Source organism: Paraburkholderia sp. SECH4, from assembly GCF_030511745.1.
Lineage (GTDB): Bacteria > Pseudomonadota > Gammaproteobacteria > Burkholderiales > Burkholderiaceae > Paraburkholderia > Paraburkholderia madseniana.
In genome coordinates, this window is sequence record NZ_JALOCP010000009.1 from 78,460 (window position 1) to 103,815 (window position 25,356).

Sequence of the window (25,356 nt, forward strand, 5' to 3'; positions counted from 1 at the left end):
CCATGCCTTAAGACAGATGTCTTATAGATGACTTGCGATGCGAAATTAGTAATTGTTAATGCGAATCAGATGCATTATCATTCGCATGAAGGCTCAGTTTGAACCATCCGTTTAACAACCACTCGCTCGAAACTGGCCGTTTCGCACATCTTTGGTGCGCGGCGGCGTCACGCTGCCTAACTCAAACAACATGCAGAATTCATTTGTCGCGGGACGCCCAGCGCGCCCAACCTTTTTGCGCGGCCACCGCCGTACTCCGTCGCTACTCAGTGCGGGGCTCCTCGTCAGCGTCGGCTTATCGTTGTCTACGCTGTCATCCTCGGGATGGGCGCAGGTCGCGGCAAGCGACACGGCCGCCACCCTGCCTGCGGTGAGTGTGTCGGCAACGAAAGACACAACCGTGGCGCAGGCCGACACCGTCAGCGCCGGCGCACTGGGCTCGCGCAAACAGGTCGACACGCCGTTTTCGACGCGCGTGGTGACGAGCGACGAGGCGCAGGACCTGATGGCGGCAACCGCCAACGATCTGTTCAAGTACGACCCGGCGGTATCGGCCATCAGCGAAAACGCCATCAGCGAAAACGCGATATTCACCGTGCGCGGCATGCCGATCGACACGCTGAACAGCATCAAGGTCGACGGCCAGACCTTCCCCTCGTGGGACACCGATCTCTCGCTCGAGCCGTTCGAGCAAGTCGAATTGCTCAAGGGTCTGTCCGGTTTCATGTATGGCTTCGGTTCGCCGGGCGGCATCGTCAATTACGTGCTGAAGCGCCCGACCGACGATCCCTACCGCAGCATCTCGATCGGCTACAAGTCGGCTGGCGTGTTCAGCGAAGCGGTCGATCTGGGTGGCCGCTTTGGCAATGACAACCGCTTCGGCTACCGCCTGAACCTCGTCAACGAAGACGGCAACACCGCGGAAGATCACGGTCACATCCGCCGCCAGGTAGCCTCGCTCGCGTTCGACTTCCGCATTACGCCGGACCTGACCTTTACCGCCGACGCCTTCTATCAGAAGCGCAAAACCAACGGCACGCTATTCGGCCTGATGTTCGGCAGCGGCCTCGGCATTCCCGACGCAAGCACCGTCACCCACGCGCTGACGCAACCGCAGAATTACTATCAGACCGAGATGGCTTCGTTCGGCACGGGGCTTGATTACCGCCTCTCCGAGAACTGGCATGCGAACGTGAAGTACCGTTTCGCCAAAGAAAACCGCACCAATTCGGACAGCTTCCTGTTCGTGACTGACAACGCGGGCAACTACTCGAACACGCTTTATGCGGCGATGACGCGTTACTTCTACCAGAACGTCGACGCGATGGTGCAGGGCAAATTCAACACCGGCAGCATCAGGCACGACGTGGTGATCGGCGCGGGTTTCGAGACGCAAACCAGCGAGTACAGCAACAGCGAAGGCTGGAATAACGGCTACTTCCTCGGCAACGGCAATCTGTACAACAGCACGCTGTTGACCAACGATGAAGTCAGCATCGGCTCGGATCTCTATCGTCAGCAGCGCACCACGCAGGCCGCCGTGTACGCGAGCGATACGGTGCAGCTCACATCGCGTCTGTCCGCCCTGGTCGGCGTGCGTTACACGCAATACCGCGAGCACGTGTACGACACGAGCGGCGCCGTATCGTCACAGTACAGCGCGGATCCGGTCACGCCGACCTTCGCGCTGATGTTCAAGACCGACCCGTACTCGACGGTGTACGCGAGCTATGTCGAATCGTTGGAACAGGGTGGCGCGGCATCGAACACCAACCTCAATTACCCGGACACATTCGGCCCGCTGAAGAGCAAGCAGTACGAAGTCGGCTTCAAGACGGACCACAGCAAGTGGGGCGCCAATCTTGCGCTGTTCCGTGTCGATCAGGGCTACAACTATACGAACTCGGCCAACATCTTCGTGCAGGACGGCACGAAGCGCTATACCGGCGTCGACGCAAGCGGCTGGCTCGCGCTGACGAGCGAATGGCGCGTGATGGGCGGCGTGATGTGGCTCGACACGAAGGCGGTCGACGTGGACGATGCCAGCGTCGAAGGCAAGCGCGTGTATGGCGCGCCGAGATTCACCGTGACCGGCCGGATCGAATACAACCCGTCATATCTGCGTCCGCTGACGCTGGCGTTCGGCGGCAAGTACGTCGGCAACCAGGCGGTCGACGCGGCCAACACACAGTTCGTGCCGGCTTATGTCACTTACGATTTGAGCGGCCGATACCAGACGAAAATCGCCGGCAAGGATGTGACTTTCCGCGCGGGGATCAACAATCTGTTCAACCGCCGTTACTGGACCACGGCGTGGGGCTATTACGTGGCGCCTTCGCCGACACGAACTGCCGTGGCTAGCGCTACGTTGCAATTCTAAGCATTGCGTAGGAACGAAGACGCGCCCGCAGCCGGGCGCGTTTCCTCGTCAGTTCGCTGGGGGCGCTCCGAGCATTGCGGGAATCTCGGCGACAAGCGCATCGATCGCGCAGCGCGTCTTCAACGCAAGATACCGGCTCTTCGGCCACACAACGTTGATCTCCTGTGAAGGTCGAAAACAATTCTCCATCACGGTCTGCAACTGACCTGTTGCCTCAAAACGCGCGAGCAGCCAGCTCGGTAGCCACGCCAGTCCGAAGCCCGCAATCGCGGCATCCACGATCCCCTGCATATCGTCAAAGCTAAGCTGCGGCACGACATCCGCGCGGCGGATTTGCCCATCGACATCGAGCACATTCCACGGCTCGATAACCCCGTTGCGTGAATAAGCAATGATCGTGTGCCCGTGGAATTCAGCCACACGGCCCGGCGTGCCGCAGCGCGCCAGATACGCCGGCGCGGCGCCAATACTTGCATACTGAACACCGAGCCGCCGCGCCGCGAGACTCACGCTATCGACAAGTGGACCAATCCGCACGACGAGATCGAAGCCCTCTTCCACGACATCCACAAAGCGGTCCGCGACCGAAATGTCGATCTTCAATTGCGGATGCCTGCGCGCAAGCCCAAGCAGCACCGGCGCTACACAATGATGACCGAAGGCCTGCGGTACGCTTACCCGCAGACGTCCTTTCGGTTCGCGACGCCCCGAGTCCAGATCGGCTTCAGCGGCCTCGAGTTCAGCCAGCGCGCGCACGCAACGGTCGTAATACGCTTGCCCGGCCTCGGTGAGACTCTGGCTGCGCGTCGTGCGATTGAGCAGACGCACGCCGAGACGCTTTTCGAGCCGCACGATGACCTTGCCGACCGCCGAGCGTGTCAGGTCCATGCGTTCGGCAGCCAACGCGAAACTGCCCGTCTCAACCACACGCACGAACGTTGTCACGCCGTCGAGAATGTCGCTCATACCCTCACCTTATTGGTTCCGTGGAGGACGCATTTCCGGGATTTATTCGCGTCAATAGGGACTTACATTCCCTCTATATTACACAGTCCATGGTGGCCAAAGCCATCGACTATCGAGGTGAATTCCTATGTCCAGGTCCAGAAACGCGCCGCCGTCCTACGACGAAGGTTCCCAGACGGTTATCGCAGAAGAACATCCATCAAGCTTGTCGGACACGCGGGCAACCGACGCCCTTTCGAGCAACGCCGCGCAATCGACGGCTCGCTTCTCCATCCGCAAAAACACTTTGGCGTTGGGCGCCGTGTGCCTGGCTTCACTGATGTTCGGCCTCGAAATCTCCAGCGTGCCGGTGATCCTGCCGACGCTCGAGCGCGTCCTGCATGGCGACTTCAAGGGCATGCAGTGGATCATGAATGCCTACACGCTCGGGGTGACGACGGTGCTGATGGCAACCGGCGCGCTGGCGGACCGATTCGGCCGCCGCCGGATTTTCGTCATCGGTATTGCGCTGTTCGGCCTGACCTCACTAATTTGCGGCCTCGCGCAGAGCGTGCCGACGCTGATCGTCGGGCGTTTATTGCAAGGCGCGAGCGGCGGCGCGATGCTGATATGCCAGGTTGCCGTGCTTTCGCACCAGTTCAGCGAGGGACCCGAGCGCGCCCGGGCGTTCAGCGCATGGGGCATCATTCTCGGCATCGGGCTGGGTTTTGGACCGATTATCGGCGGGATGATCGTGGCGGTGTCGGGATGGCAATGGGTCTTCTGGGTGCACGGACTACTCGCCATCGTGGCGTTGGCGCTGGTCTTCGGTGGCGTACAGGAATCGCGCGATCCGCACGCGCATACGCTCGACGTGGCCGGCATCGTCACGCTTTCGCTGGCGGTTTTCGGTCTGGTGTATTTCATCACGCAGGGTTCGGACCTTGGCTTCACGAGCCCTCGCGCGATTTTCATTGTCGTGGCGACGGTGCTTGCCTTCGTGGCCTTTCTCTGCGCCGAGCAATTCAGCGCACGTCCGATGTTCGACTTTTCCGTATTCAGGATTCCGCAGTTTTCGGGCGCGCTGATGGGCTCTGCGGGGATGAATTTCAGTTTCTGGCCCTTCATGATCTACATACCGATCTACTTCCAGATTGGCCTTGGCTACGACAGCATGAGCGCGGGGTTGGCGTTACTTGCGTACACGCTGCCTACGCTGCTGTTTCCCCCGCTCGGCGAACGGCTCGTGCTGCGCTATGGCCCGGGAATCGCAATTCCTGGGGGCCTCTTCGTCATCGGCCTTGGCTTTATGTTGATGAAATACGGCAGCAGTGTCGCGCATCCGGACGCGCTGACGATGTTGCCCGGTTGCCTACTCGCTGGCGCTGGTCTCGGCCTGACCAACACGCCCGTTACTAACACGACAACGGGTGCTGTTCCCGCGGAGCGAGCGGGCATGGCGTCTGGTATCGACATGAGTGCACGGATGATTACGCTTGCGATCAACATTGCGTTGATGGGTGCGATATTGATTGCCGGCATCCTGTTCCATCTGAAGGCAAGACTACCGGCGACGATCGACACCAGCCTACTTGCGCGACTCGCCGAAAAAATCGCAGCGGGAGACGTCGAAGCGGTCCGAGCGGGAATTCCGGCGTTAGCGCAGATCGATCCTGCGGGCACTGCGGTTCACGCCGCGCTGATGGAAGGTTTTGGCTGGGTGATGCTATACGGCGGCGCCGGCGTATGGATACTTGCGGCACTGAGTTTTGTGATCTCGGGCAGCGCATCGAGGCGGCCGAGAAATATAGGCACCGGCTCGGCACAGCAAGTCGCTCGATGCGACTCATGCTAAAGCGCCTGACAGGCCGCCTTGCGGCGGCCTGCACCCGGAGGCCAGGACACGCAGTGTCAGCACGTCGTTTCCCAAGAATCGGACCGGTGTTAGAAGTACTCTTCGGCGCGCGCAGCGCCGCCGGAAGTATGACGCCCTTGTCACTGGCGCATGCAGGTGCACGAACCCAGATTCCAGATGCACCACTACCCGCAGCAGACCACTGCGCCCACTTAGAATTAGCGGTTTGAGCTGCTTTCTCTTGCCTACTTCTCTTTGCAGCCGGCAAAGAGAAGTAGGTGCCGCCCCGCACAGGGGCAACACTAATAGACCACTAACAATTCAAGGAAAGGCCAAAGCCATAAGAACACTGACAATGCCGCCGCTAAAGGCAAAAAAAGAACCAAAACCTCAAGCCTCACCCCGGACAGCATGTCCACCCAACATCACCAACCCCTCCTGCAACGCAGGAAAAACACTCCGATTAAAATTATTCCACCGCAGCTCCAAAATCGTATCGTCCTTACCGATCTCGGTATTGAGCACATCATGAATCACCTCACCCGAATCGATCCCGTTATCGACGTAGTGAAACGACGCACCGGTGAGATAAACCGGCTCCACCTCGACAGACTCCATCGTCGTCCAGTTCACCACCTTCTTACCGCGCGCACCATACAAAGCATCGAGCGTCGCATAAGCCCCACGCCGCTCGTACGGCGAATCTTCCCGCGTCACGCCCGGATGAATATTCACGACCTTCCGCTCGAACAGCGCACCCGGCCGAACCAGCTCATCGAGAATGATCAACAGACCGTCCAGCACGACGACATCGGCCTTCAGTCCGACAAGCGTATCGAGTAGATGCTTTTCAAACTGGCTCTTGCCTGCCACGCGTCCCACGCCGCCAGGCGGCTCACGCCGATACGCAGACGGAATCGCGAGCAACAACTCGTTGACAGCCTTACCTTGCACCCGCAGATTCGGCGGATAGAACCAGCGCTTGCCCGGCTCGTACGAGAACCCATACTCTTTCAGCTTCTCACGATCCAGAGACGAACCCGCATCGTCGTCATAGATCACTTTCTCAAGCGAGTACTGCTCGCCGAGCCCGGTGTCGTTCAGCGCTTCGACAAGCGATTCCAGCACCGATTTCATATACCGCGTGCCGCCTTTGTACGCGACATCCTGCCCAGCCTTATCGGCGGCTGCGTTTCTCAGAGACCAGATATAAACGAGTTTTTTCTTCGGCATAGTCGGTTCGAATGGGTATCAATAGTTGCAAATGAGATCAAAACGAAAGGCGTTCGGACGGCACACGAAAACAACCCGGTCCGCCGCGAACGCCTTCCCCTTACCAGTCGTACTTCGCCGTAGCGATCACCGTGCGCGGATTCCCATAGAAGCAGGTATTCACCGACTGGCAACCGCTCACAAAGCGGCGATTGAAAATGTTCTGGCCATTCACCGCGAAGCGCCAGTTGCGCATCTCGTAGTGAATCGCCGCGTCATACACGGTATAGCTCGGTACATACAGCGAGTTGTCGGCGGCGCCCGCTACGCCGCTTTGATAACGAATGCCCGCACCGAGCCCCAAGCCCGCCAGCGGCCCGACGTGCCACGTCCAGTCGCCCCACAGCGAAGCCATCTGGCGCGGGCGCGGAATATCCACGGGCCATTTGCCCAACGTATCGTCGCCCGCCTTGATGTTTTTCACGTCCTGGTACACGTACGCGGCAATCACCGAGAAATTACGCGTGACGTTACCCACCCCGCTCAACTCGATGCCGCGCGAACGCACTTCGCCCGTCTGCACTGACGTGCCGCCGGTCGGGTCGAGCGCGAGATCCGGCGTGACGACGTTGGTCTGGTTGATCTGGTAAACCGCCGCGTTCAACATCAGATTCTTGCCCGCCGGTTGCCAGCGCAAGCCCGCTTCGATCTGCTTGCCCCTGGTCGGCTCGGCAATGCCACCACCCGCGATCTTCACGCCGACCAACGGATTGAACGAGGTCGAATAGCTGATATACGGCGACAACCCATAATCGCCGAGATACACGAGCCCGACGCGTCCGGAGAAGGCATGGTCGTTCTGCGTGAGCCGTGTCCCACCGGCGAGATCGTTCTGCGTCGTGTCGCTCCAGTCCTGGCGGCCGCCAAGCGTCAGTACCCAACGCTGCCACTTGATCTGGTCCTGCGCATACACGCCGAACGAATTGAGTGTCGATTTCGTATCGGTGCGGGGGAATGCGTTGGGGCCATCGAAAATCGCGTTGGTGATCGGCGTATATACCGGGTTGTACATATTCAGACTCGGCCCGGTCGCCATCCACTCGCTATCGGTCGTCGACTGCCAGTTGTATTCGAAGCCGAGCAGCACCGTATGGTCGAGCGGACCCGTGCGGAATCTGGCCAGCGCCTGGTTGTCGACGTCGAAACGGCTGTAATTCAGTTGATACAAGCCGACGTAGCGCAACAGCGACGCCTGGGTGGGGTCGGCCGGATCGAGACCGCCGCCGAACACCTGCCCCTGATCGAGCGACAGGTGCATCAGGCGGGTGTTCTGCCGGAACGTCCAGACCGGATCCAACTTGTATTCGAACTGGTAGCCCACCGACCACTGCTTCTTGCGGTAGTGCGAAAACTCCGGATCGCCCGTATAGAGATCCGGTGAAATCTTGCCGTTCGGATTCGGCAAAATCGTGCCCTGCGCCGGCAGAAAGTTGTTCGACGCGTCGCCCCAATCCTGCAGATAGGTCGCCTCCACGGTCAGCGAGGTCTTCGCGTTCGGCTGCCACTTCACCGAGGGCGCCAGCGCCACACGCTGCTCCGGATTCGGCCCGGTTTGCGAATTGCCGTCGCGCCCTACGCCCTGGACACGATACGACAGCGTGCCGTCCTGATCGACCTTGTCGCCCACGTCGAAGGCGAGTTGCTTGCGTGCATAGTCGCCCACCTGCATTTCGACTTCACGGATGCGCTCGCCGTTCGCGAGCTTGCTCTGCACGTCGATGATCGCGCCCGGATCGCCCTGGCCGTACAGCACGGAAGTCGGACCGCGCAGCACCGTGATGCTGTCGATCATGTACGGGTCGACACGCCAGCTCGAGAGATTGAGCGTATTGGGCACCTGCAGACCGTCGACAAAGACAGTCGGCGTAAAGCCGCGCAGCACCGAATACCAGTCGGAACGCACATCCGCGCCATACGTCGAAAAGCCCGGAACGTAGCGCAAGGCCTCGTTGATACTGGTTGCGCCAGTTTGCTCGATCTGCTCCGCGGTCACGACGTTGATCGTCTGCGGGATTTCCTTCAGCGCGGTGTCGGTCTTGGTGCCGGTGCTGCTGCGGCGAGCGACGAGACCGACCGTTGCTTCGCTTTCAGCGGCGCCCTTGACGCTGATCGAAGGCAGCGTATTGGCTGGCGTTGCGTCCGGTTGTGCTGGTTTGGTCCGTTGCTGTGCGTCGCCCGCCGGCTGCGCGGCGGGTTGCGTCGCCTGCTGCGCCTGCGCGTGCCCGGCTGCCGCCGCGTAAAACGCCACGCTTGACGCTGCGGCGATCGCACGCCGACGCGTGCCTATTGCCCACTCCATCTCTCGATGCTCCAGGTTGTTATGCAGCCAATTGGCCGCGCTTTATCAAAGAGCGAAGGCCATGCGGCCATTGCTCGTCCCGTTTTCTTCTGTTTGTGTTTTCCGGCTGGCCGACCGGTCTTGCGATGTGTGGCGCGCGAGCGACGCGACGATTTCGTCGGAACGCAGCGCGAGAACCGACAGCAGCGTGTCGGAAAGCCCGTGGCTGTCTTCACAGCAGCCTTGCAGGTAAATGCACGGTTTGAAACTCGTGGGCGTGGCGAGCCGGTAATCGCGTTCGACATTGCCCTGCGCGAGCGCATCCCCCAGATGCGGCGCAAGGCCTTCGAGCAATTCGAAATGCGTGTCGCGGCGATACCCCGTCGCCAGCACGAGCGCATCGAATTGTTCGGCACGTGCGTGACCGCTCAGGCGATCGCGCAGCGTGAGTTCGATCTGCCCATTAGCCGTGCGCACCGCTGTCTCGATGCCCGTGTTCGCCAGCAGTCGATGGCGAGGTTCTGCCGACACGTTCTGCATATAGAGCATTTCGTAGATCTGCTCGATCAACGGACGGTCGACCACCGCATAATTGGTGTCGCGAAAGCGCTCGATCAGCGAGCGGCGGCCGTCTCTCGGCTGGGCGTAGACGATGTCGGTAAAGGCCGGGCTGAAAATCTCGTTGACGAACGGACTGTCGTCGGCGGGTTTGAGCGCGCTCGAGCGGATCACAAGACTCGCGTCGACATGCGGATAACGGCGCGTCAGATCGACGAACACTTCCGCCGCGCTCTGCCCTGCGCCGATGACCGCCACGCGTTTGCGCGCGCCGCCGGCGTCGCCCACCACGCGGTCGATCGAAGTCAGATACTTCGAAGAGTGCACGATGTTGTGCGAACCGAGTGCGGCAAAAGCCTCCGGCACCTGAGCGCCGCCGCCGATGCCGACCGACAGCGCTCGCGTCACGCGCTGCCATTCGCGGCCCTCTTCGTCGCGCGAGAACACGCGCAGTGCTTCGACTTCGTTCAGCTTTCCGGCTGCCTTGACCGCCTCGATACCGATCACCGTCTGGTCGTAATGCACACGTTCATCGAACGACGCGGCCACCCAACAGAGGTAATCGTGAAACTCGACACGCGTCGGATAGAAGCTCTTCAGGTTCACGAAATCCGCCAGGCGTCCCCGCTCGAACAGATAGTTGATGAACGTGAAGCGGCTCTTCGGATCGCGCAGCGTGACGAGATCCTTGAGGAACGAGATCTGCATGCGGCAGTCGTCGAGCAGCATGCCGCGGTGCCAGCCAAACTCGGGCTGGCGTTCGATGAAGCAATGCGCGAGGTTCCCGTGGTCCGCCTTGCCTGCCTCCTCGGCGAGGCGCACGGCAAGCGCCAGATTCGACGGTCCGAAGCCGATGCCGATCAGATCAAATACGGTGTCTCTGTGCATGTCGCAGGTCCTTATCGGTGTGAGCCGGCGCGCCGGATGCGCTGGCCGGAAAATAATGGTTGCTGTAAAGCTCGGGCTTTAGCCGGCATCGCGTAGCTCGGTAACGGTCGAGGCCCGCGCCATGATTCGCGCGCCCAGTCCAGCGAAGGTCGGCGCGGCGAATACATCGGCAATCGACAACGCATGGCCCGCTGCTTGCGCCGCGTCGACGAAGCGCACCACGTCGAACGAAGTTGCACCGGCTTCGAACAGATCGTCGTGATGCGCGGGCGTGTTGCCGTCGAAGAGATCGCTCCAGACGCGTTCGAGCGCCTTGGCGTGCCGGCTTGCTTCGTTGTGAAGTGCTGCCGGGATATGCGCGTTTGCCGCCACGCCAGGCGCTGCAAGTGCAAAGCGCGCCGGCGACGCACCGAGCGCTTCATGCGGCGCATCGACGAACTGCTGCACGACGCTCAGATAGTCAGCAGTCAGCGCCTCGACGAAGCGGCCGTCGACCAGTTCATCCGCATACGAAAACGCACCCGTCACGCGTCCATCCGGATGCTCGACCACGTCGAGTTCCAGTTCGAACACGACGCGATACCGCACGTCGTTGAAATCGTCGAGCGTGAGACCGGCCCAGTCGCGCTTTGCTGCTCCCGTAGGGCGCAGGTAGTTGAACATCACTGAGAAAAGCGGATTGCCTGGTTCCGGGCGCGGTGAGCGCGACGCGGCGACCACCTCGGCGAAAGGCGTGTCCGCGTGCGAATAGGCAGCGAGAGCCGCGTCGCGAACGTCAGCCAGCAGCGTGGCGGGTGTGTCCGTTTGCGCGAGCCGTGTGCGCACAACCACCGCGTTGATGAAGAGTCCGAGCGCGCGGCGCGCGGTCTCGCCTGTCAATTCACGCGTCGATGCGAGCACGCCGATCGGCTGATCGGTCACGCCGGTCGCACGATAGAACGCGGCGTTCAGTGCGGCGTGCAGCAGCATCGGCAGGGTTGCGTGGACTTCGAGCGCCATCGCGCGGGCGCGCCGCACTACGTCCGGGGCGACCTCGAACGCGAGGCGGCCTGCGGTCCAGCGCGGCGCTGCGGATCGGCCCGAAGGCGGCGAAGGTAAAACGTGCACGGGCGCGTCGGCGAGCATGTCGCGCCAGAAGGACAGGCGCGCTCGGGGCGCCGCCACCGGCAGGACCAGCGGGTGAGGCAAAGGCGAAACCGTAGGCGACGCACCACGCACGATCGCCACATAAATCCTGCGGACTTCCTCAAGCCACAGATCGATTGACTGTCCATCCGACACGATGTGATGCACGACCAGCGACAAAACGTGATCGTGCTCGCCAAGACGCAATAGACGCACGCGCCAGAGCGGTGCATCGTCAAGCAGGTCGAACGGGGTCAGCGCATCTTCGTCGGTGAGCAGAACGGCGGCAGCTTGACATGCGGAGGACGCCGCTTCGAGCGAAAACAGATCGACCACAGGCAGTTCGAAAGGCGACATCGCCGCAATCCGTTGGCCAGGCAACTCGCCTTTGCATCCGACGAGGCGCGTGCGCAATGCCGGATGCCGCGCAGCGGCACCGGCAAACGCCTCACGCAAAGCATCGATGTCGAGCGGCCCGCGCAAACGCAGCGCGACAGGAATGTTATATGCCGCGCTGTCCGGTTGTGTGCGCCACAGGAACCACAAGCTCAATTGCGCTACGGACAGTGGCAACACACCTGGCACTCCGGTAAGTGCGCGCGGACTCGCCGCAGCAAGCACGAACCCGGACTGCAACTCGGACTCGACATCCACCCCGACTACCGCCTCGCTCCGCTCCGCTGCCATCACCCGCTGCGCGTACTGCGCAAGAATCGGCGCTTCGAAGAGCGTACGCACCGGCACGTCTCGCGCGAGCCGCTCGGCGACGCGCGTCGCCACGCGAACTGCCGCTAGCGAATGGCCGCCGAGTTCGAAGAAATGATCGCCGCGACCGACGCGCTCCACGCCCAGTACTTCGCGGAAAATCATGGCAAGCGCCGTTTCGAGGCCGGCCGCCGGCGCCTGATAAGCCCTGACCACACGCTGCGGCTCCGGCAATGCAGCACGGTCCACCTTGCTGTTTGCATTGCGCGGCAACGCATCGAGCACGACGATATGCGCCGGCACCATGTAGTCGGGTAACGTGTGACGTAAATGCGCATCGAGTTCGGCGGCGTCCGCCCGCGTGTTGCGCTCGCGTGCTTCGGCGCTCAACTCGACATACGCCACCAACGCCGCTTGTGCGCCCTTGCCGTGCACAATCGCCACGGCTTCGCGCACATCGTCATGCGCGGCGAGCTGCGCCTCGATTTCGCCCAGCTCGATACGCAAGCCACGCAGCTTCACCTGATGATCGACGCGGCCGATAAAGTCGAACACCCCATCCGCACGCCGCTTGACCAGGTCGCCCGTGCGATAGAGCCGTGCGCCTCGCGCACCGAACGGATCCGGCACAAAGCGCTCAGCGGTGAGCGCCGGCCGATCAAGATAGCCGCGTGCGACACCCACCCCCTCGCCGCCCAGATACAGCTCGCCGATCACACCCACCGGCAGCGGATTCAGGCGAGTATCGAGCACGTGGGCGGAGCGCGCGCCGACCAGGGTGCCGATCGGCAGATAGGCACTATCGGCGAGCTTCGCGACATCGTCCGTGGGGTAGAACATCCACAGCATCGGCGTAATGACCGTCTCCGTCGGCCCGTAACCGTTGACGATGCGTGCCTTCGGAAACGCACGGCGCATCAGCGCGAAGGCTTCGCGTGAAGTCGCTTCGCCACCCACCGTCAGCGATCGCAAGGTCGGTGGCGCGCCGTGCGCGAGCGCCCATTCCGCAAGCTGCGTCGCGCAACCGGGCGGCACGTAGGTCATCGTCACGCCCTCGCGCACCATCATCCGGCAGGTTTGCGCGGGCGGCCATAGCGTGTCGGCGGTAATAGCCACCGCCGCGCCGGACATATATTGCGAGAACCAGCCCTCGTGCGCACCGTCGAAATTGACCGACTGAAACAACAGGAAGACGTCGCTTTCACCCGCGCCGTAACGCTCGGCAATCGCCGCACAGTGCCGCGCGAACGAATCGTGATCGACCACGACGCCCTTCGGCTTGCCGGTCGAACCCGAGGTGTAGATCACATAGGCCGCCTGGTGCGGCGAGACGTCAGGCAACACGATCGATGCGGACGACGGATCGTCATGCAGCGGCTCCTCGTCGATCAGCCACAGGCGCAGGCGATCCGAAGCCCGCAGCGCGGCCAGGCTGGCGCGCTCTGTGATGACATGGGTAATCTGCGCGTCGTCGAGAATCTGTGCGAGACGCTCGCGCGGATGGCTCGGGTCGAGCGGCACGAACGCGCCGCCGGATTTCAGCGCGGCGATCAGGCCGACCAGCAGATCGACCGAACGGCTCAGCGCCACGCCGACGCGCATCTCCGCGCTCACGCCGGCCGCGACGAGGCGCTGCGCGAGCCGCGTTGCGCGTGCGTCCACTTCGCCGCGCGTGAGCGAGCGTTCAAGATCCGCTACGCCGCGCGAATTCGGGCGGGCGTGGGCATGTTCGGCCACACGCTGATGAACTGGCGTGAAGGCTTCTTGATGATCGACTGCCGTGCTGTTCCACGCATCCAACTCGGTGCGTTCGCTTTCTGGCAGCCATTGCAAATCGCCAACCGCCGTCCCGGGCGCCGCGGTCGCATTCGACAGCAATTCGATGAAACGCGCAGCGAGCCGCTCAACCGCATCCGCCGCGAAAAGATCGAGCGCGTAGATTAAGTAGGCATCCACGGAACCGTCGTCGCGTTCTTCGAAACTCAGCGTCAGGTCGAACTTGGCGAACGGTGCCCCTGACGGCAACTCGGTCATGCGAACGCCGGCGAGCGAAGGCAAGCGGCGACGCGCGCCGTAGGCCGCCATCACCTGAAACAGCGGATGATGGCTCGCGCTGCGCACCACGCCGAGCGCCTCGACCACCTGTTCGAACGGTACGTCCTGATGCGATTGAGCGTCGATGAGCGTTTGCTGTGTCGCGCCGACTAACGCAGCGAACGGTTGCGTAGCGGGAACGGGCGTCGCAAGCGTCAGCGTGTTCACGAAGAAACCGACGAGACCGGCCACTTCGCCGCGCTCCCGATTCGCAGCGGGCACGCCGATCTGAATTTGCGCTTCACCCGATGAGCGCGCGAGCAAGGCGTTGAGTGCCGCAAGCAGCACGGCGAACGACGTTGCGCGCTGTACATTGGCGAGCGCCTTGACCTGCTTGACGAGCACCGCGTCCAGCACGAACCGGTGCCGCGCACCACGCGCACTCCGTTGCGCCGGACGCGGCGCGGCCCCTGGCAGCATCAGCACGTCGCGGCTGGCATCGAGCCGGGCGCGCCAGAATGCCAGTTGACGCTCACGCTCCCCCGCGTCGAGCCAGCGGCGCTGCCACAACGCGTAATCCGCGTACTGGATCGGCAACGGCGCCAGCGATACGGCCTCGCCCTTCGCATACGCGTGATAGAACGACGCCAACTCCGCAAGCATCACGTCCGCGGACCAGCCGTCCGACACGATGTGATGCGTCGTCAGCGCGAGCCAATGCGTCGTCGCGTCTAGCCGGATCAAATGCGCGCGCATCAGCGGACCGAGCGACAGATCGAACGCCTGCGCTTCGTCGGCTTGCGCGATGGCAGCCGCGCGCGGCTCTCGCTCATGTTCGGGCAACGTGCTCACGTCGCTCGCATGCCACGGGCAGCGTGACGGCGCATGCACGGTCTGCAACACACCGCCCGCCCCCTCAGTGAAGGTGGTGCGCAACGCTTCATGGCGCGCGATCAATGCATCGCACGAAAGACGAAGCGCGTTCGCATCGAGCACGCCGTCGAGCCGCAGGCGTTCGGTGATGTGATACGCCGCCGGCTCGTCGATCATGCGCGCGTGCAGCCACAAGCGCGTTTGCGCGAACGAAGCCGGCACGCTCGCGGCTCGCTCGGCGCGCGGCGGAATCGGCAGCACGCGAAAATCGACGCCGGCTGCGTCGAGCTTCGTGAGAAAGGCCTTGCGCTGCGCGTCCGGCAAAAGCGCGAAGCGTGTCGCGAGGGAAAGCAGATCCGGTTTGGCTGTCGTCATACTGGGTTGTCTCAGTGCTCAGTGCTCAGTGCTCAGTGCTCAATGCTCAGTGCCTGTCGGCGTGGTGGCTCATTGCAGTTCGAATTCGCCGAGGAGTGCGTCGATCGCGCTCGCGGTGTCCTCGCCGGCACCCGCGTCGCGCTCGGCCAGCGCGCGATCGATCGCCGCGGCGCAGCGTTGCAGCGTGCGTTCGTCGAATAGCGTGCGCAGCGGCAAGATCAGCGTCCAATGCAAATTGGCCTGCGCATTGGCCTGCGTCGCGAGTAGCGAGTGACCGCCAAGGGTGAAGAAGTCGTCGTCGCGGCCAACCGACTCCAGACGCAGCACACGTTTCCAGATCGCGGCGAGCTCGCGTTCGGTATCGGTTTGCAAAGAGGCAGCCGCGCCCTCGCCGGACGAGAGGCTACGAACCGGTGCGGGCAGCGCATGACGATCACACTTGCCGTTCGGCGTAACCGGCAGCGCCTCCATCTCGATCAGTTGCGCGGGCACCATGTAAGCTGGCAGTTGGGCGCGCAGCGCATCGAGCAGGGCACGCGTGTCGATCGTGTTGTCCACGCCTCGCGCGACGTAGCCGATCAGTTGCTCATCACGCACGATCACCACCGCGTCGTGTACGCCACGCTCCGCACGCAGCAGGGCTTCGATTTCGCCGGGCTCGATGCGCTGACCACGCAGCTTCACTTGCGTATCGATACGACCGAGGTAATCGAGCGCACCGTCCGCACGACGGCGAGCGAGGTCGCCGGTTCGATAAAGGCGCGCGCCCTCTGCGAAAGGATCGGGGACGAAGCGCTCCGCCGTCAGCGCGGCACGGCCGAGATAGCCCCGCGCGAGTCCCGCGCCACCGAGGTACAGTTCGCCGATTGCCCCTTGTGACAAGGGTTGCAGCGCCGCATCGAGTACATGCAGTTGCAGATTCGCAATTGGATGACCAATCGGCACGGACATCGCATTGGCATCACCTGCACCGCAGGTCCAGTGCGACACATCGATGGCAGCCTCGGTCGGGCCGTACAGGTTGTAGAGCCGTGCATTCGGCAGAAGCTGCGTCACGCGTGCCACCAGTTCCGGCGCGAGCGCCTCGCCGCTTGCCACGATCCGCTCGATGCTCGCGCAGCGCGCCGCCGCTTTGAAATCTTCCAGATGCGCAACGAACGCGGCAAGCATCGACGGCACGAAGTGCAGCGTCGTGACGCGATGCGTTTCGATTGCCGAGACCAGACGCGCCGGATCGCGATGATCGCCCGACGCCGCGATCGCGAGTTTCGCACCGGCCGCGAGCGGCCAGACAAACTCCCATACCGATACGTCGAAGCCGAACGGCGTCTTGTGCAGCACGACGTCCTCGGCGCGCAGACAATACGCGTCCTGCATCCACGCGATCCGGTTCGCGAGCGCGCGATGCGTATTGCCCGCGCCTTTCGGTTTGCCCGTCGAACCCGACGTGTAGATCAGATAGGCGAGTTGTTCAGGCGCGACGTCCACCGCTGTGGCGAGCACGGCTTCGGTATTGAGTAGTTCGTCAACGGTCAGGATCTTGACGGCGGTGCTACCGACCGCCGCGCCAACACGGTCACGCAGATGCTGCTGTGTCAGCACGACCGCCGGGCTCGCGTCGTTGAGCAGATACGCGATACGCTCGGCCGGATAGTCGGGATCGATGGGGAGATAAGCTGCGCCCGCTTTCAATACGCCGATTAGCGCTACTACCATGTCGAACGAACGCTCGACGCATAACGCGACCGCCGTATCGGGCCGTATGCCCGCTTCGACGAGGGCAGCCGCGACCCGATTGGCGTTCGCATCGAGCGCACCATAGGTCATCTGTTGCGTACGGCCTTGCGAATCGGTGAATTCCAGCGCGATCGCGTCGGGCGACGCGAAAGCGGCCCGTTCGAACTGGCGATGCAACGGTTGCTGCTGCGCTTGCGGCCACGATTGCGTGGTCGCGTTGGCGTTCGCCAGCGTGGCGAGATCGTCGGCCATTGCAATCGAGATCGTGCCCAACGGTGCGTGCGGTTCTGCGATCAAACCAGCAAGGCACGCGGCAAACGCGCGATGCAAAGCGGCCACCCGGACTGCGTCGAGTTGCGTGGCGTCGTAGCCGTAGTCGATCGTGAGCGTCGTGCCGGCTTCGATCACCAGGGTGAGCGCGAAATTGGTGGCTTCGATATTGCGCAGGTCGCGCAGCTTGAGGGCGCGCTCGTCGCGCCCTTGCCACGCTTCATCGACCGGATAGTTTTCGAATACGACCAGCGTGTCGAACAGCGCGCCGCCACCTTGCCCCGCCCACTGCTGGATTTCGTAGAGCGGCGTATGCGCATGTTCCGCTGCGGCGGCATTGTCGCGCTGTAATTCCTGCAGCCATGCCGATGCACAGCGTTGCGGCAGCGGCGCGGTAATGACAGGCAGCGTGTTGATGAAAAGACCCAGCACGGTGTCGGCATCGGCTAGCGCGTCGGGGCGGCCAGCCACGGTCGCGCCGAACGCGACGGCGGTGTGATGCGTCATCCGTTGCAGGGCGAGCGCCCATGCGCCCTGCACCATCGTATTGACCGTGACTTTCAAACGGCGCGCCGTTTCAGTGAGCCGTGCCGTTGTGTCGGCGTCGATGGATTCGCGGTGTGTGAGATGTCTCGCGACGTGCGAGCGTGCGTCGTTGCAATCCTGTTCGCGCTCGCGGTCGGCAACCAGCGTCGGTTCATCGATAAGCGCAAGACGTTGCAGCCAGAACGCCCGCTCGCTCCCAGCATCTCGCGCCGCGAGCCATGCGATGAAATCGCGGTAGCGCGTTTTGGCCGGTGCGGCGAACGGTTGCGCACGCCGCGGCTCGATATAGTCGCGCAACACGTCAGCGAAGAAACGCGCCGTGCTCCAGCCGTCGAGCAGCAGATGATGACGGGTCCAGACAAGACGCCATGCCTCATCCGTCACGCGGATCAGCGCGACGCGCATCAAAGGCGGCGACGTCAGATCGAAACCGCGTGCACGGTCGTCAGTGAGCCAGGATTCAAATGCATCGAGCGCACCGTCGCCTCGATCGCGCCAATCGAGGATCTCGACCGGCATGCGCGCCTGGCGATGCACGATCTGCATCGGCGTCGCTTCGTTCGGCGTAAAACCGGTGCGAAGGATGTCGTGGCGCGGCACGGCGCCCTCGAACGCGGCACGCAAACGCTCGACGTCCGGTTCGTTCAGCGTCGCGACCAGTTGATTCACGTACGTCGATTGCTCAGGCGCGAACAGCGAGTGAAACAGAATGCCGTGCTGCATCGGCGAGAGCGGATAGATGTCGTCGATGGTGCGCAGATCGAGCGGCACGCGCTCCAATGCGGCGTGTGTGAGCCCGCTCGCGCGTGCGAGCGGATAGTCACCCGGCGTTGCCCCGCCGCCGCGTTGCGCGAGACGCGCCGCGCAAGCGGCGGTCAACCCGGCCAGCGCGGTCTCGAAACGCTGTGCGAGCGCCTCGATCGTTGCCCGCTCGAACTGCGTCGCGCCGTACACCCAATGGATTTTCAGCGTGCGTGCGGCGTCACCGTCGACATAGGCGTGAATCGCCAGCGCATTGCCGATCGGACCCGCCGGATCGCGCTCGCAGCCTGCGCCGCCGAAGCGCGGCACCAGAGCCGCCTCGCGCGGCGCGTCGAACTGGCCGAGGTAGTTGAAGGTCACATGCGGCCGCGGCACGGCGGCGAGCGCCGCGCGCGTCGCCGCGTCGCCGTAGTGGCGCAACACACCGAAGCCCAGCCCCTTATTCGGCACCGCGCGCAGCGTGTCCTTGATCGCAGCGAGCGTCGCCGCCGGCGTGTTTTCGACGTTGAACTGCACCGGATAGTGGCTCGTCAACCAGCCGGGTGTGCGGCTCACATCGGCATCGTCGAACAACGACTCGCGGCCGTGGCCCTCGAGCTCGATGCGGCAGTGAGGCATACCGAGCGACTGCGCCAATGCCGCGATCAGCAATTCGATCATCTGCGTGCGGTAGGCCGCGTTGGCCTCCGTCAATGCGGCGCGCGTCAGATCCGCGTCGATCGTCTGAATCACGGTTTGCGCATCCGCGTTAGTCGCTTGGGCTTGCGGATGGTCGAGCGACAGGTCGTCGCAAGGTGCCGTGAGAGCAGCCCAATACGGCACTTCGGCGGCAAATGGCGAGTTCGCTGCGTCGAGCGCAGCGCGCGCGAGCCGCGCCGCCCACTCCTGCGCACTCGTTCCCGTCGACGCAAGACGTATCGTGCGGCGCTCGCGCGCAGCACGATAGGCCGCGTCGAGATCGTCCAGCAACACGCGCCACGACACACCGTCGACGATCAGGTGATGAATCGCCAGATAAAGCTTCGTCCTCCCGTCGGGTAGCAGCGCGGCGAGCGCACACACGAGCGGGCCATGCGTCAGATCGAACGTGCTCTGCAGCGCGTCGAACTGGGCGAGCGCGTCACTTTCGTCGCGCGCGGAAGCGATCGCGAGCGGCAGTGCCTCGAACGCGCGAGTGGCCAACGTGAGCTGCCATTCGCCACGAGGACCGCTCGGCGCGAAACGATGACGGAAGATCTCGTGATGCGTCAGCAGCATTTCGAAGGCGCCGGCGAACGCATCGACGTCGAACGGCGCCTCGGCAGCGAGTTCGATCGATTGATTCCAGTGACCACGCTGCGGAATATCCAGCGCGAAGAAGCGCAGCTGTGCAGGGGTGAGTGTCGTGAACTCTTCGGACTTTGTGGGCGATGCCTGTGCGTTAGATGCGGGAGACATTGAATGCGCTTTCGACGCAGCCGGTGCCGCCGCATTCACCGTTGTCGCAACACATGCGAGTTGTGCCAACGTCGGCGCATCGAACAACTGCTTCGGCGTAAAACGCACACCGCGTTTGCGCGAACGCGCGATCACCTGCAACACCAGAATCGAATCGCCGCCCAGTTCAAAGAAATTGTCATCGCGGCCCACGCGTTCGGCTTTGAGCACCTCCTTCCAGACGACGGCAAGTGCTTCCTCTGTGGCCCCTTGCGGTGCGTCACCTTGAGCCACGGATGGCGCGGGTGTGGCGGCGAGCGCTCGCAATGCCGCTCGATCGACTTTGCCGTTCGCGGTCACGGGCAACGCGGCTACGATCAGCAACACTGCCGGCACCATGTAATCCGGCAGACGCGCGGTCAATGCAGCGCGTAACGCCGGTTCGTCGAGACGTGCACCATTAGACGACGCAACGAACGATGCCAGGCGCAAACGTCCTTCATGCTCCACGGCAAGCGTTTCCGCCTGAGCGACGCCTTCGAGCGCACGCAGCGCCGCACTCACCTCGCCGGGTTCGACGCGATAGCCGCGAATTTTCACCTGATCGTCCAGACGCCCAAGGAAATCCAATCGACGGTCCGCGCGCAGCCGCACGCGGTCGCCGGTCCGATAGAGGCGCTCGCCCGGCGCGAACGGATGCGGTACAAAGCGCTCGGCGGTTGCGGCGGCACGGTTCAGATAGCCGCGTGCAAGCCCTGAACCACCGAGATACAGTTCGCCAATCCCGCCTGGCGGCACACCCGCGCCGTGGGTGTCGAGCACGCACGCATAGGCGTTCGGCAACGGCAGGCCAAGCGGCACGGATTGCGCGGCATTCCCGGCCTGCTCCGCGTGAACATTTGCCAAGCGTAATGCAGCTTGCGCCGGTGCCGACGTGTCGCAGGTCAATGCGCCGACTGTCGCTTCGGTCGGGCCGTAGTGATTGATGACACGGCACGCCGGTTTGAGGACCGCGATCCGCTCGACAAGCGACCACGGCAGGGTTTCTCCGCCTGTCACCAACGCGTGCGCCGGCAGCACATCGGCCGCTTGCTGCGCATCGAGCAGCGCATGCAGATGGCTCGGCACGATCTTCAATATGCCGACGTCGCGCGTGCGCATCTCGTGAGCGAAGCGATCGGGATCGAACGCGCATTGAGCCGGCAGCAGATGCAAAGTGCGGCCCGAGCAGAGCGCACCGAATAGCGTCGTGTGACCGAGGTCGGCGGCGACGGTGGAGACCATCGCCATCGAGGCTCCGGCGGCAAAGGCGAGTTCGTCCAGCATGCCTTCGACGTAATCAACCAGCGCGCGATGCGAGATCACCACGCCTTTGGGCGTACCGGTCGATCCTGATGTGAAGATGAGATAGGCGGCCTGGCCTGGCAGCGGTGCCGGGAGAGGGGCGTTGGAGTTGACGTTGGCTGCAGCCTTCGGCACCCCAAGCGACGTGCCTTGCACAAGTGAATCGAGGTCGAGCGTCCTGGCATTGCCCACCGCCGGCGGGGCTTGCACGCCCCCCGCGGTCAGCATCCATTGCGCACCGCAGGCATCGACGGCAGCCGCCAACCGCTCGTGCGGCGCAGCCGGATCGAGCGGCACCGCGTAGGCGCCGGACTTCATCACGCCAAGCAGCGCGACCGCGAAGCGCACCGAGCGCTCGATGCACACCGCAACCGGCTGCTCCACGCCAACTTTGCATTGCTGCAAGGCAAGCGCAATGCGGTCCGATGCGTCATCGAGTTCGGCGAACGTAAGCTGCGTGTCGGCGTCTGCAAGCGCGACGCGACGCGGTGTTTCACTTGCGTGACGCGCGAAAAGCGCAAGCACGCTATCCGCCTCAGGTTTCTGTGTCCGTCCATGTCGCGCCAAGTGATATTCAGCCCCATCCGCGCAATCGAGTTCGCCAATCGCGCGTTGCGGATCACGCATCGCGTCTGCGACCAGCGCCGCGTAACTGTTGAGCCACGCCTGCGCGGTCGCTTCATCGAGGCCGTCGAGCGCATAGGCGACCACCAGTTCGATGCCGCGCGGATCGTCCGTAAAATCAAGTGCGAGATCGAAGCGGGCGGCGAGATCGAGTCCCGGCGACATCCGCACCGAAGCGCCCGGCAATTCAGCCGTCAGTTCCAGATCGAACTGCTGCGCGAATTTGACCTTGAGCCATTCTTCGCCACGCCGCACCGGCGGCTTGATGGCGTCGAGCACATGATCAAACGGCACATCCTGATGCGCGAAGGCATCGAACGCCGAGCGGCGCACACCGTCGAGCAACGCGGTGAACGATTGGTCCGGCGCGACACGCGCGCGCAAAGCAAGCGTGTTGAGGAACAACCCGACCATTGATGCGGTTTCCGCACGTTGCCGATGTGCAATTGGCGCAGCCACGACGATGTCGGTCGCACCGGTCAGTCGATAGAGCCAGGCGTCGAAAGCCGCCAACAGCACGGTAAAGGGCGACGCCTGGGCACGTCGCGCGGTTTCGCGCACAGAGGCGGAGATCGCTTGCGGCAGCCGCAAGGCGAGCCGGCCACCGCGATAGTCGCGTTGCGGCGCGCGCGGCCGGTCGAGCGGCAATAGAAGCGGTTCGGGTGCAGCGCGCAACGCGTCGCGCCAATACGAGAGCTGCCGCTCGCCTTCGCCTGCGGCGAGCCAGTCGCGCTGCCATTGCGCATAGTCGGCATATTGGACCGGTAGCGCGGGCAATTGCGGCATACGTCCCGTCGCGAACCCCGCATAGGCTGCCTGCAGTTCGTCGAAGGCGCAGCGCGAACTCCAGCCGTCGCTGATCGCATGATGGGTCGTCAACAGGAAGCGTTGCGCGTTGTTGGTCAGCGTGATGAGCGTGGCACGTACGAGCGGGCCATGCGATAGATCGAACGCCGCGCCGACGTGCTGTTCCGTCAGCGCTGCCAGCCGCGCTGCGCGCTCGGCCTCACTGCCGGTGTGCAGATCGATTCCGGCAATCCGCACCGGCAACGCGGCATGGATGCGCTGCATGACGATGCCATCGTCGGTTTCGACGAGCGTGGTGCGCCAGGCCTGTTGACGCTCGATCAGACAATCGAGCGCGCGTTGCAGCGTGCCGAGATCGAGCACGCCCTGCACGTCCCATTGCACGGCGACGTGGTACGCCGAGCCGGCTTCCTGAGTCTGTGCCAGGACCCAGAAACGCTGCTGAGCGAATGAAGCGGCACGGTCGACGAACGCGGCAGTTGTAGGCTGGAATACCGTGATCTGCTGATGCCGGTTCACGGCCGACTCAGTTTCGCTGCTATCGATCAGCGCCGCGAGCGTCTCGAGCGGCTGGTCGTCGAACAAGGCATCGAGCCGTAGATTCACGCGCCACTCGATCCGGATTGCCGCCTGCAATTGCATCGCCGCGAGCGAATCGCCGCCGCGCGCAAAGAACCGGTCTGTGCGGCCGATCGGCGTGAGATCGTTCAGCAGCGTTTGCCAGAGACCGGCGAGGCGCTGTTCGGTGACAGTTTGGGGCGCGACATAGTCGGCCGGCGCCGCAACCGGCAATGCCGCCACGGCATCGCGCAAAGCAGCACGATCCAGCTTGCCGTTCAGCGTATAAGGCAGACGTGCAAAGCGCGCAAAGCGATGCGGCAGCCACGCTTGCGGCAGATGCCCGGCGAGATGCGCCTGCAATGCCGCGTCGCTGAGCGCTTCTTCGCTGCGGACTTCGTCGCCAGGTGTTGCGTCGCTGTGCGTTGCGTCGCCAAGTACCTTGCCGACCACCACATCTTTCAGCACCACACAGGCAATCAGTTGCGTCCTGCCACCCGTTGTCCCGGCCAGCACACCCGCATCGGCAATCGCCGGATGCGTCAGCAGACACGCCGCGATCTCACCGGGTTCAACGCGAACGCCGCGCACTTGCACCTGATCGTCGATGCGGCCGCGATAGTCGAACGAGCCGTCCGCACGTTCGCGCGCGAGGTCGCCGGTGCGATAAATCCGCTCGCCTGGCTCGCCGGTTTCGTCCGGCAGAAAGCGTTCGGCGGTAAGCGCCGCGCGGCCATGATAGCCACGCGCGAGACACACGCCGCCGAGCAACAGTTCGCCGGCCTCGCCGCGCTGCGCCGCGCCCTCAATCCGAGCCACGCGGCGCCCGATCGGCCAACCGATCGGCAGCGACGCGTAACCGTTGCCCGCCTCCAACGCCGGCGTCATGCCCGGGTCGACCGGCCACAGCATCGGCGAGATCACCGCTTCGGTCGGCCCGTAGCCGTTGACGAGCCGCACCGATGGGAACACGCGGCGAATCTCGTCGAAGCTGTCCTGCGACATCGCTTCGCCGCCGAACAGCAGCACGCGCAGCGAAGGCGGCACGCCGAGGCGCGCGCAAACGTTCGCGAATTCGCGCAGGTAAGCGGGCGGCAGCGTGGTGTTGGTCACGCCTTCACGCAGCATGAAGGCATGCGTGGCTTCCGGCGGAAACGGCGGCGGATCGCTGATCACCACACTGCCGCCCACGGCGAGCGGCACCAGCCATGCTTCGATCGAGACATCGAAATTCACCGACGCGAAATGCAGCACGCGATCGCTACCGTCGATCGGCAACGATTCAGCGAGCGCGTCGCCGTGCGCGGCGAGCGGTCCGTGTTCGACGGCAACCGCTTTTGGCGTGCCGGTCGAACCCGATGTATAGATCATGTAGGCGGCCGCCCGCGGATGCACCGGCTCGTCATCGCCGTCGAAACGCGCTGCGGCCGCGTCTGCCAAAGCGTCGTTTGCGACGTCGAAACACTGCGCGAAACGCGCGCGCATTGCGGCGTCGGCGGAAGCGTCGACTATGCCGTGAGCGAGACCCGCATCCTGCGCGACCCAATCGAGGCGTGCGGCCGGATGACGCGGATCGAGCGCGACGAACACGCCGCCCGCCTTCAGCACCGCGAGCAATGCGACAAACAGATCGCACGACCGCGCGACACACACGCCAACGCGCACCTCCGTCGTGACGCCCGCCGCCCTCAACTGTGCGGCAAGCCGCGCCGCGCGGCTGTCCAGTTCACCTCGCGTCAGCCGCACGGTGTGTGGCGTAAACGACGCAAGCGCGGGTGCATCGGGTTCGACACTCGCCAAAGCGCGGATTCGGTGGTGCAACGCAATCGGGAAACTCGTCATGGGCGTGAAATCCGTTAGAACTGGCCGCATCGGCCAAGTCGCAGGCCGCAATGGGCCGCTTCATTGGTGTGACGATCCGCGCTTGCAAATCTTTACCGCCGCCGTCGATTTATTCGGACTGCATCGCTTTGATGAAACAGGCGGCGATAGACGGTAAATGTT

At 63.4% G+C, this 25,356-nt stretch carries 9 protein-coding genes; 3 read left to right on the forward strand and 6 right to left on the reverse strand.

The genetic code is table 11. From position 1 onward, the window contains the following. Positions 1–190: 190 nt before the first annotated feature. Positions 191–2,380 carry a TonB-dependent siderophore receptor gene (locus M0D67_RS14995; protein ID WP_308112577.1) on the forward strand — a complete coding sequence of 730 codons (2,190 nt, stop codon included), beginning with the start codon at positions 191–193 and terminating at the stop codon, positions 2,378–2,380. A 48-nt stretch (positions 2,381–2,428) separates the two neighbouring features. Here M0D67_RS14995 and M0D67_RS15000 read toward each other — a convergent pair whose 3' ends face one another. Next, positions 2,429–3,346 carry a LysR family transcriptional regulator gene (locus tag M0D67_RS15000; RefSeq protein ID WP_266239025.1) on the reverse strand — a complete coding sequence of 306 codons (918 nt, stop codon included), beginning with the start codon at positions 3,344–3,346 and terminating at the stop codon, positions 2,429–2,431. 127 nt (positions 3,347–3,473) lie between these two features. Here M0D67_RS15000 and M0D67_RS15005 point away from each other — a divergent pair, with 127 nt between their 5' ends. Then, entirely contained in the window at positions 3,474–5,180 is a 1,707-nt protein-coding gene (locus M0D67_RS15005; RefSeq protein WP_266239026.1) for an MFS transporter, read from the forward strand. Positions 5,181–5,570: 390 nt separating this feature from the next. Here the strand turns inward: M0D67_RS15005 and M0D67_RS15010 are convergent, their stop codons facing one another. From M0D67_RS15010 to M0D67_RS15030, 5 genes are all read right to left on the reverse strand, one after another. Further along, positions 5,571–6,413, reverse strand: a complete 843-nt coding sequence (locus M0D67_RS15010; RefSeq protein WP_266239027.1) for a formyltransferase family protein — start codon at positions 6,411–6,413, stop codon at positions 5,571–5,573. Between the two features lie 100 nt (positions 6,414–6,513). Continuing rightward, positions 6,514–8,751: a TonB-dependent siderophore receptor gene (locus M0D67_RS15015; RefSeq protein ID WP_266239028.1), complete on the reverse strand. Its 2,238-nt coding sequence runs from the start codon at positions 8,749–8,751 to the stop codon at positions 6,514–6,516. Between the two features lie 45 nt (positions 8,752–8,796). Beyond that, entirely contained in the window at positions 8,797–10,176 is a 1,380-nt protein-coding gene (locus tag M0D67_RS15020; RefSeq protein ID WP_266239029.1) for a lysine N(6)-hydroxylase/L-ornithine N(5)-oxygenase family protein, read from the reverse strand. Between the two features lie 78 nt (positions 10,177–10,254). After that, positions 10,255–15,288, reverse strand: coding sequence for a non-ribosomal peptide synthetase (locus M0D67_RS15025; protein ID WP_266239030.1), 5,034 nt, complete (start codon positions 15,286–15,288; stop codon positions 10,255–10,257). 69 nt (positions 15,289–15,357) lie between these two features. After that, positions 15,358–25,194 carry a non-ribosomal peptide synthetase gene (locus tag M0D67_RS15030; RefSeq protein ID WP_266239031.1) on the reverse strand — a complete coding sequence of 3,279 codons (9,837 nt, stop codon included), beginning with the start codon at positions 25,192–25,194 and terminating at the stop codon, positions 15,358–15,360. On the opposite strand from M0D67_RS15030, the gene M0D67_RS15035 reads away from it, so the two are divergent. Beyond that, positions 25,193–25,351 (forward strand): hypothetical protein, encoded by a 159-nt coding sequence (locus tag M0D67_RS15035; RefSeq protein WP_266239033.1) that lies wholly within the window; start codon positions 25,193–25,195, stop codon positions 25,349–25,351. The genes M0D67_RS15030 and M0D67_RS15035 overlap by 2 nt on opposite strands. Positions 25,352–25,356 lie beyond the last annotated feature (5 nt).

What these genes read in the sequence shown, in the direction of transcription:
- M0D67_RS14995 (WP_308112577.1), top strand. Translation starts at nt 191, where the DNA reads ATGCAGAATTCATTTGTCGCGGGACGCCCAGCGCGCCCAACCTTTTTG.
- M0D67_RS15030 (WP_266239031.1), bottom strand. Translation starts at nt 25,194, where the DNA reads ATGACGAGTTTCCCGATTGCGTTGCACCACCGAATCCGCGCTTTGGCG.
- M0D67_RS15025 (WP_266239030.1), bottom strand. Translation starts at nt 15,288, where the DNA reads ATGACGACAGCCAAACCGGATCTGCTTTCCCTCGCGACACGCTTCGCG.
- M0D67_RS15000 (WP_266239025.1), bottom strand. Translation starts at nt 3,346, where the DNA reads ATGAGCGACATTCTCGACGGCGTGACAACGTTCGTGCGTGTGGTTGAG.
- M0D67_RS15035 (WP_266239033.1), top strand. Translation starts at nt 25,193, where the DNA reads ATGGGCGTGAAATCCGTTAGAACTGGCCGCATCGGCCAAGTCGCAGGC.
- M0D67_RS15005 (WP_266239026.1), top strand. Translation starts at nt 3,474, where the DNA reads ATGTCCAGGTCCAGAAACGCGCCGCCGTCCTACGACGAAGGTTCCCAG.
- M0D67_RS15015 (WP_266239028.1), bottom strand. Translation starts at nt 8,751, where the DNA reads ATGGAGTGGGCAATAGGCACGCGTCGGCGTGCGATCGCCGCAGCGTCA.
- M0D67_RS15010 (WP_266239027.1), bottom strand. Translation starts at nt 6,413, where the DNA reads ATGCCGAAGAAAAAACTCGTTTATATCTGGTCTCTGAGAAACGCAGCC.
- M0D67_RS15020 (WP_266239029.1), bottom strand. Translation starts at nt 10,176, where the DNA reads ATGCACAGAGACACCGTATTTGATCTGATCGGCATCGGCTTCGGACCG.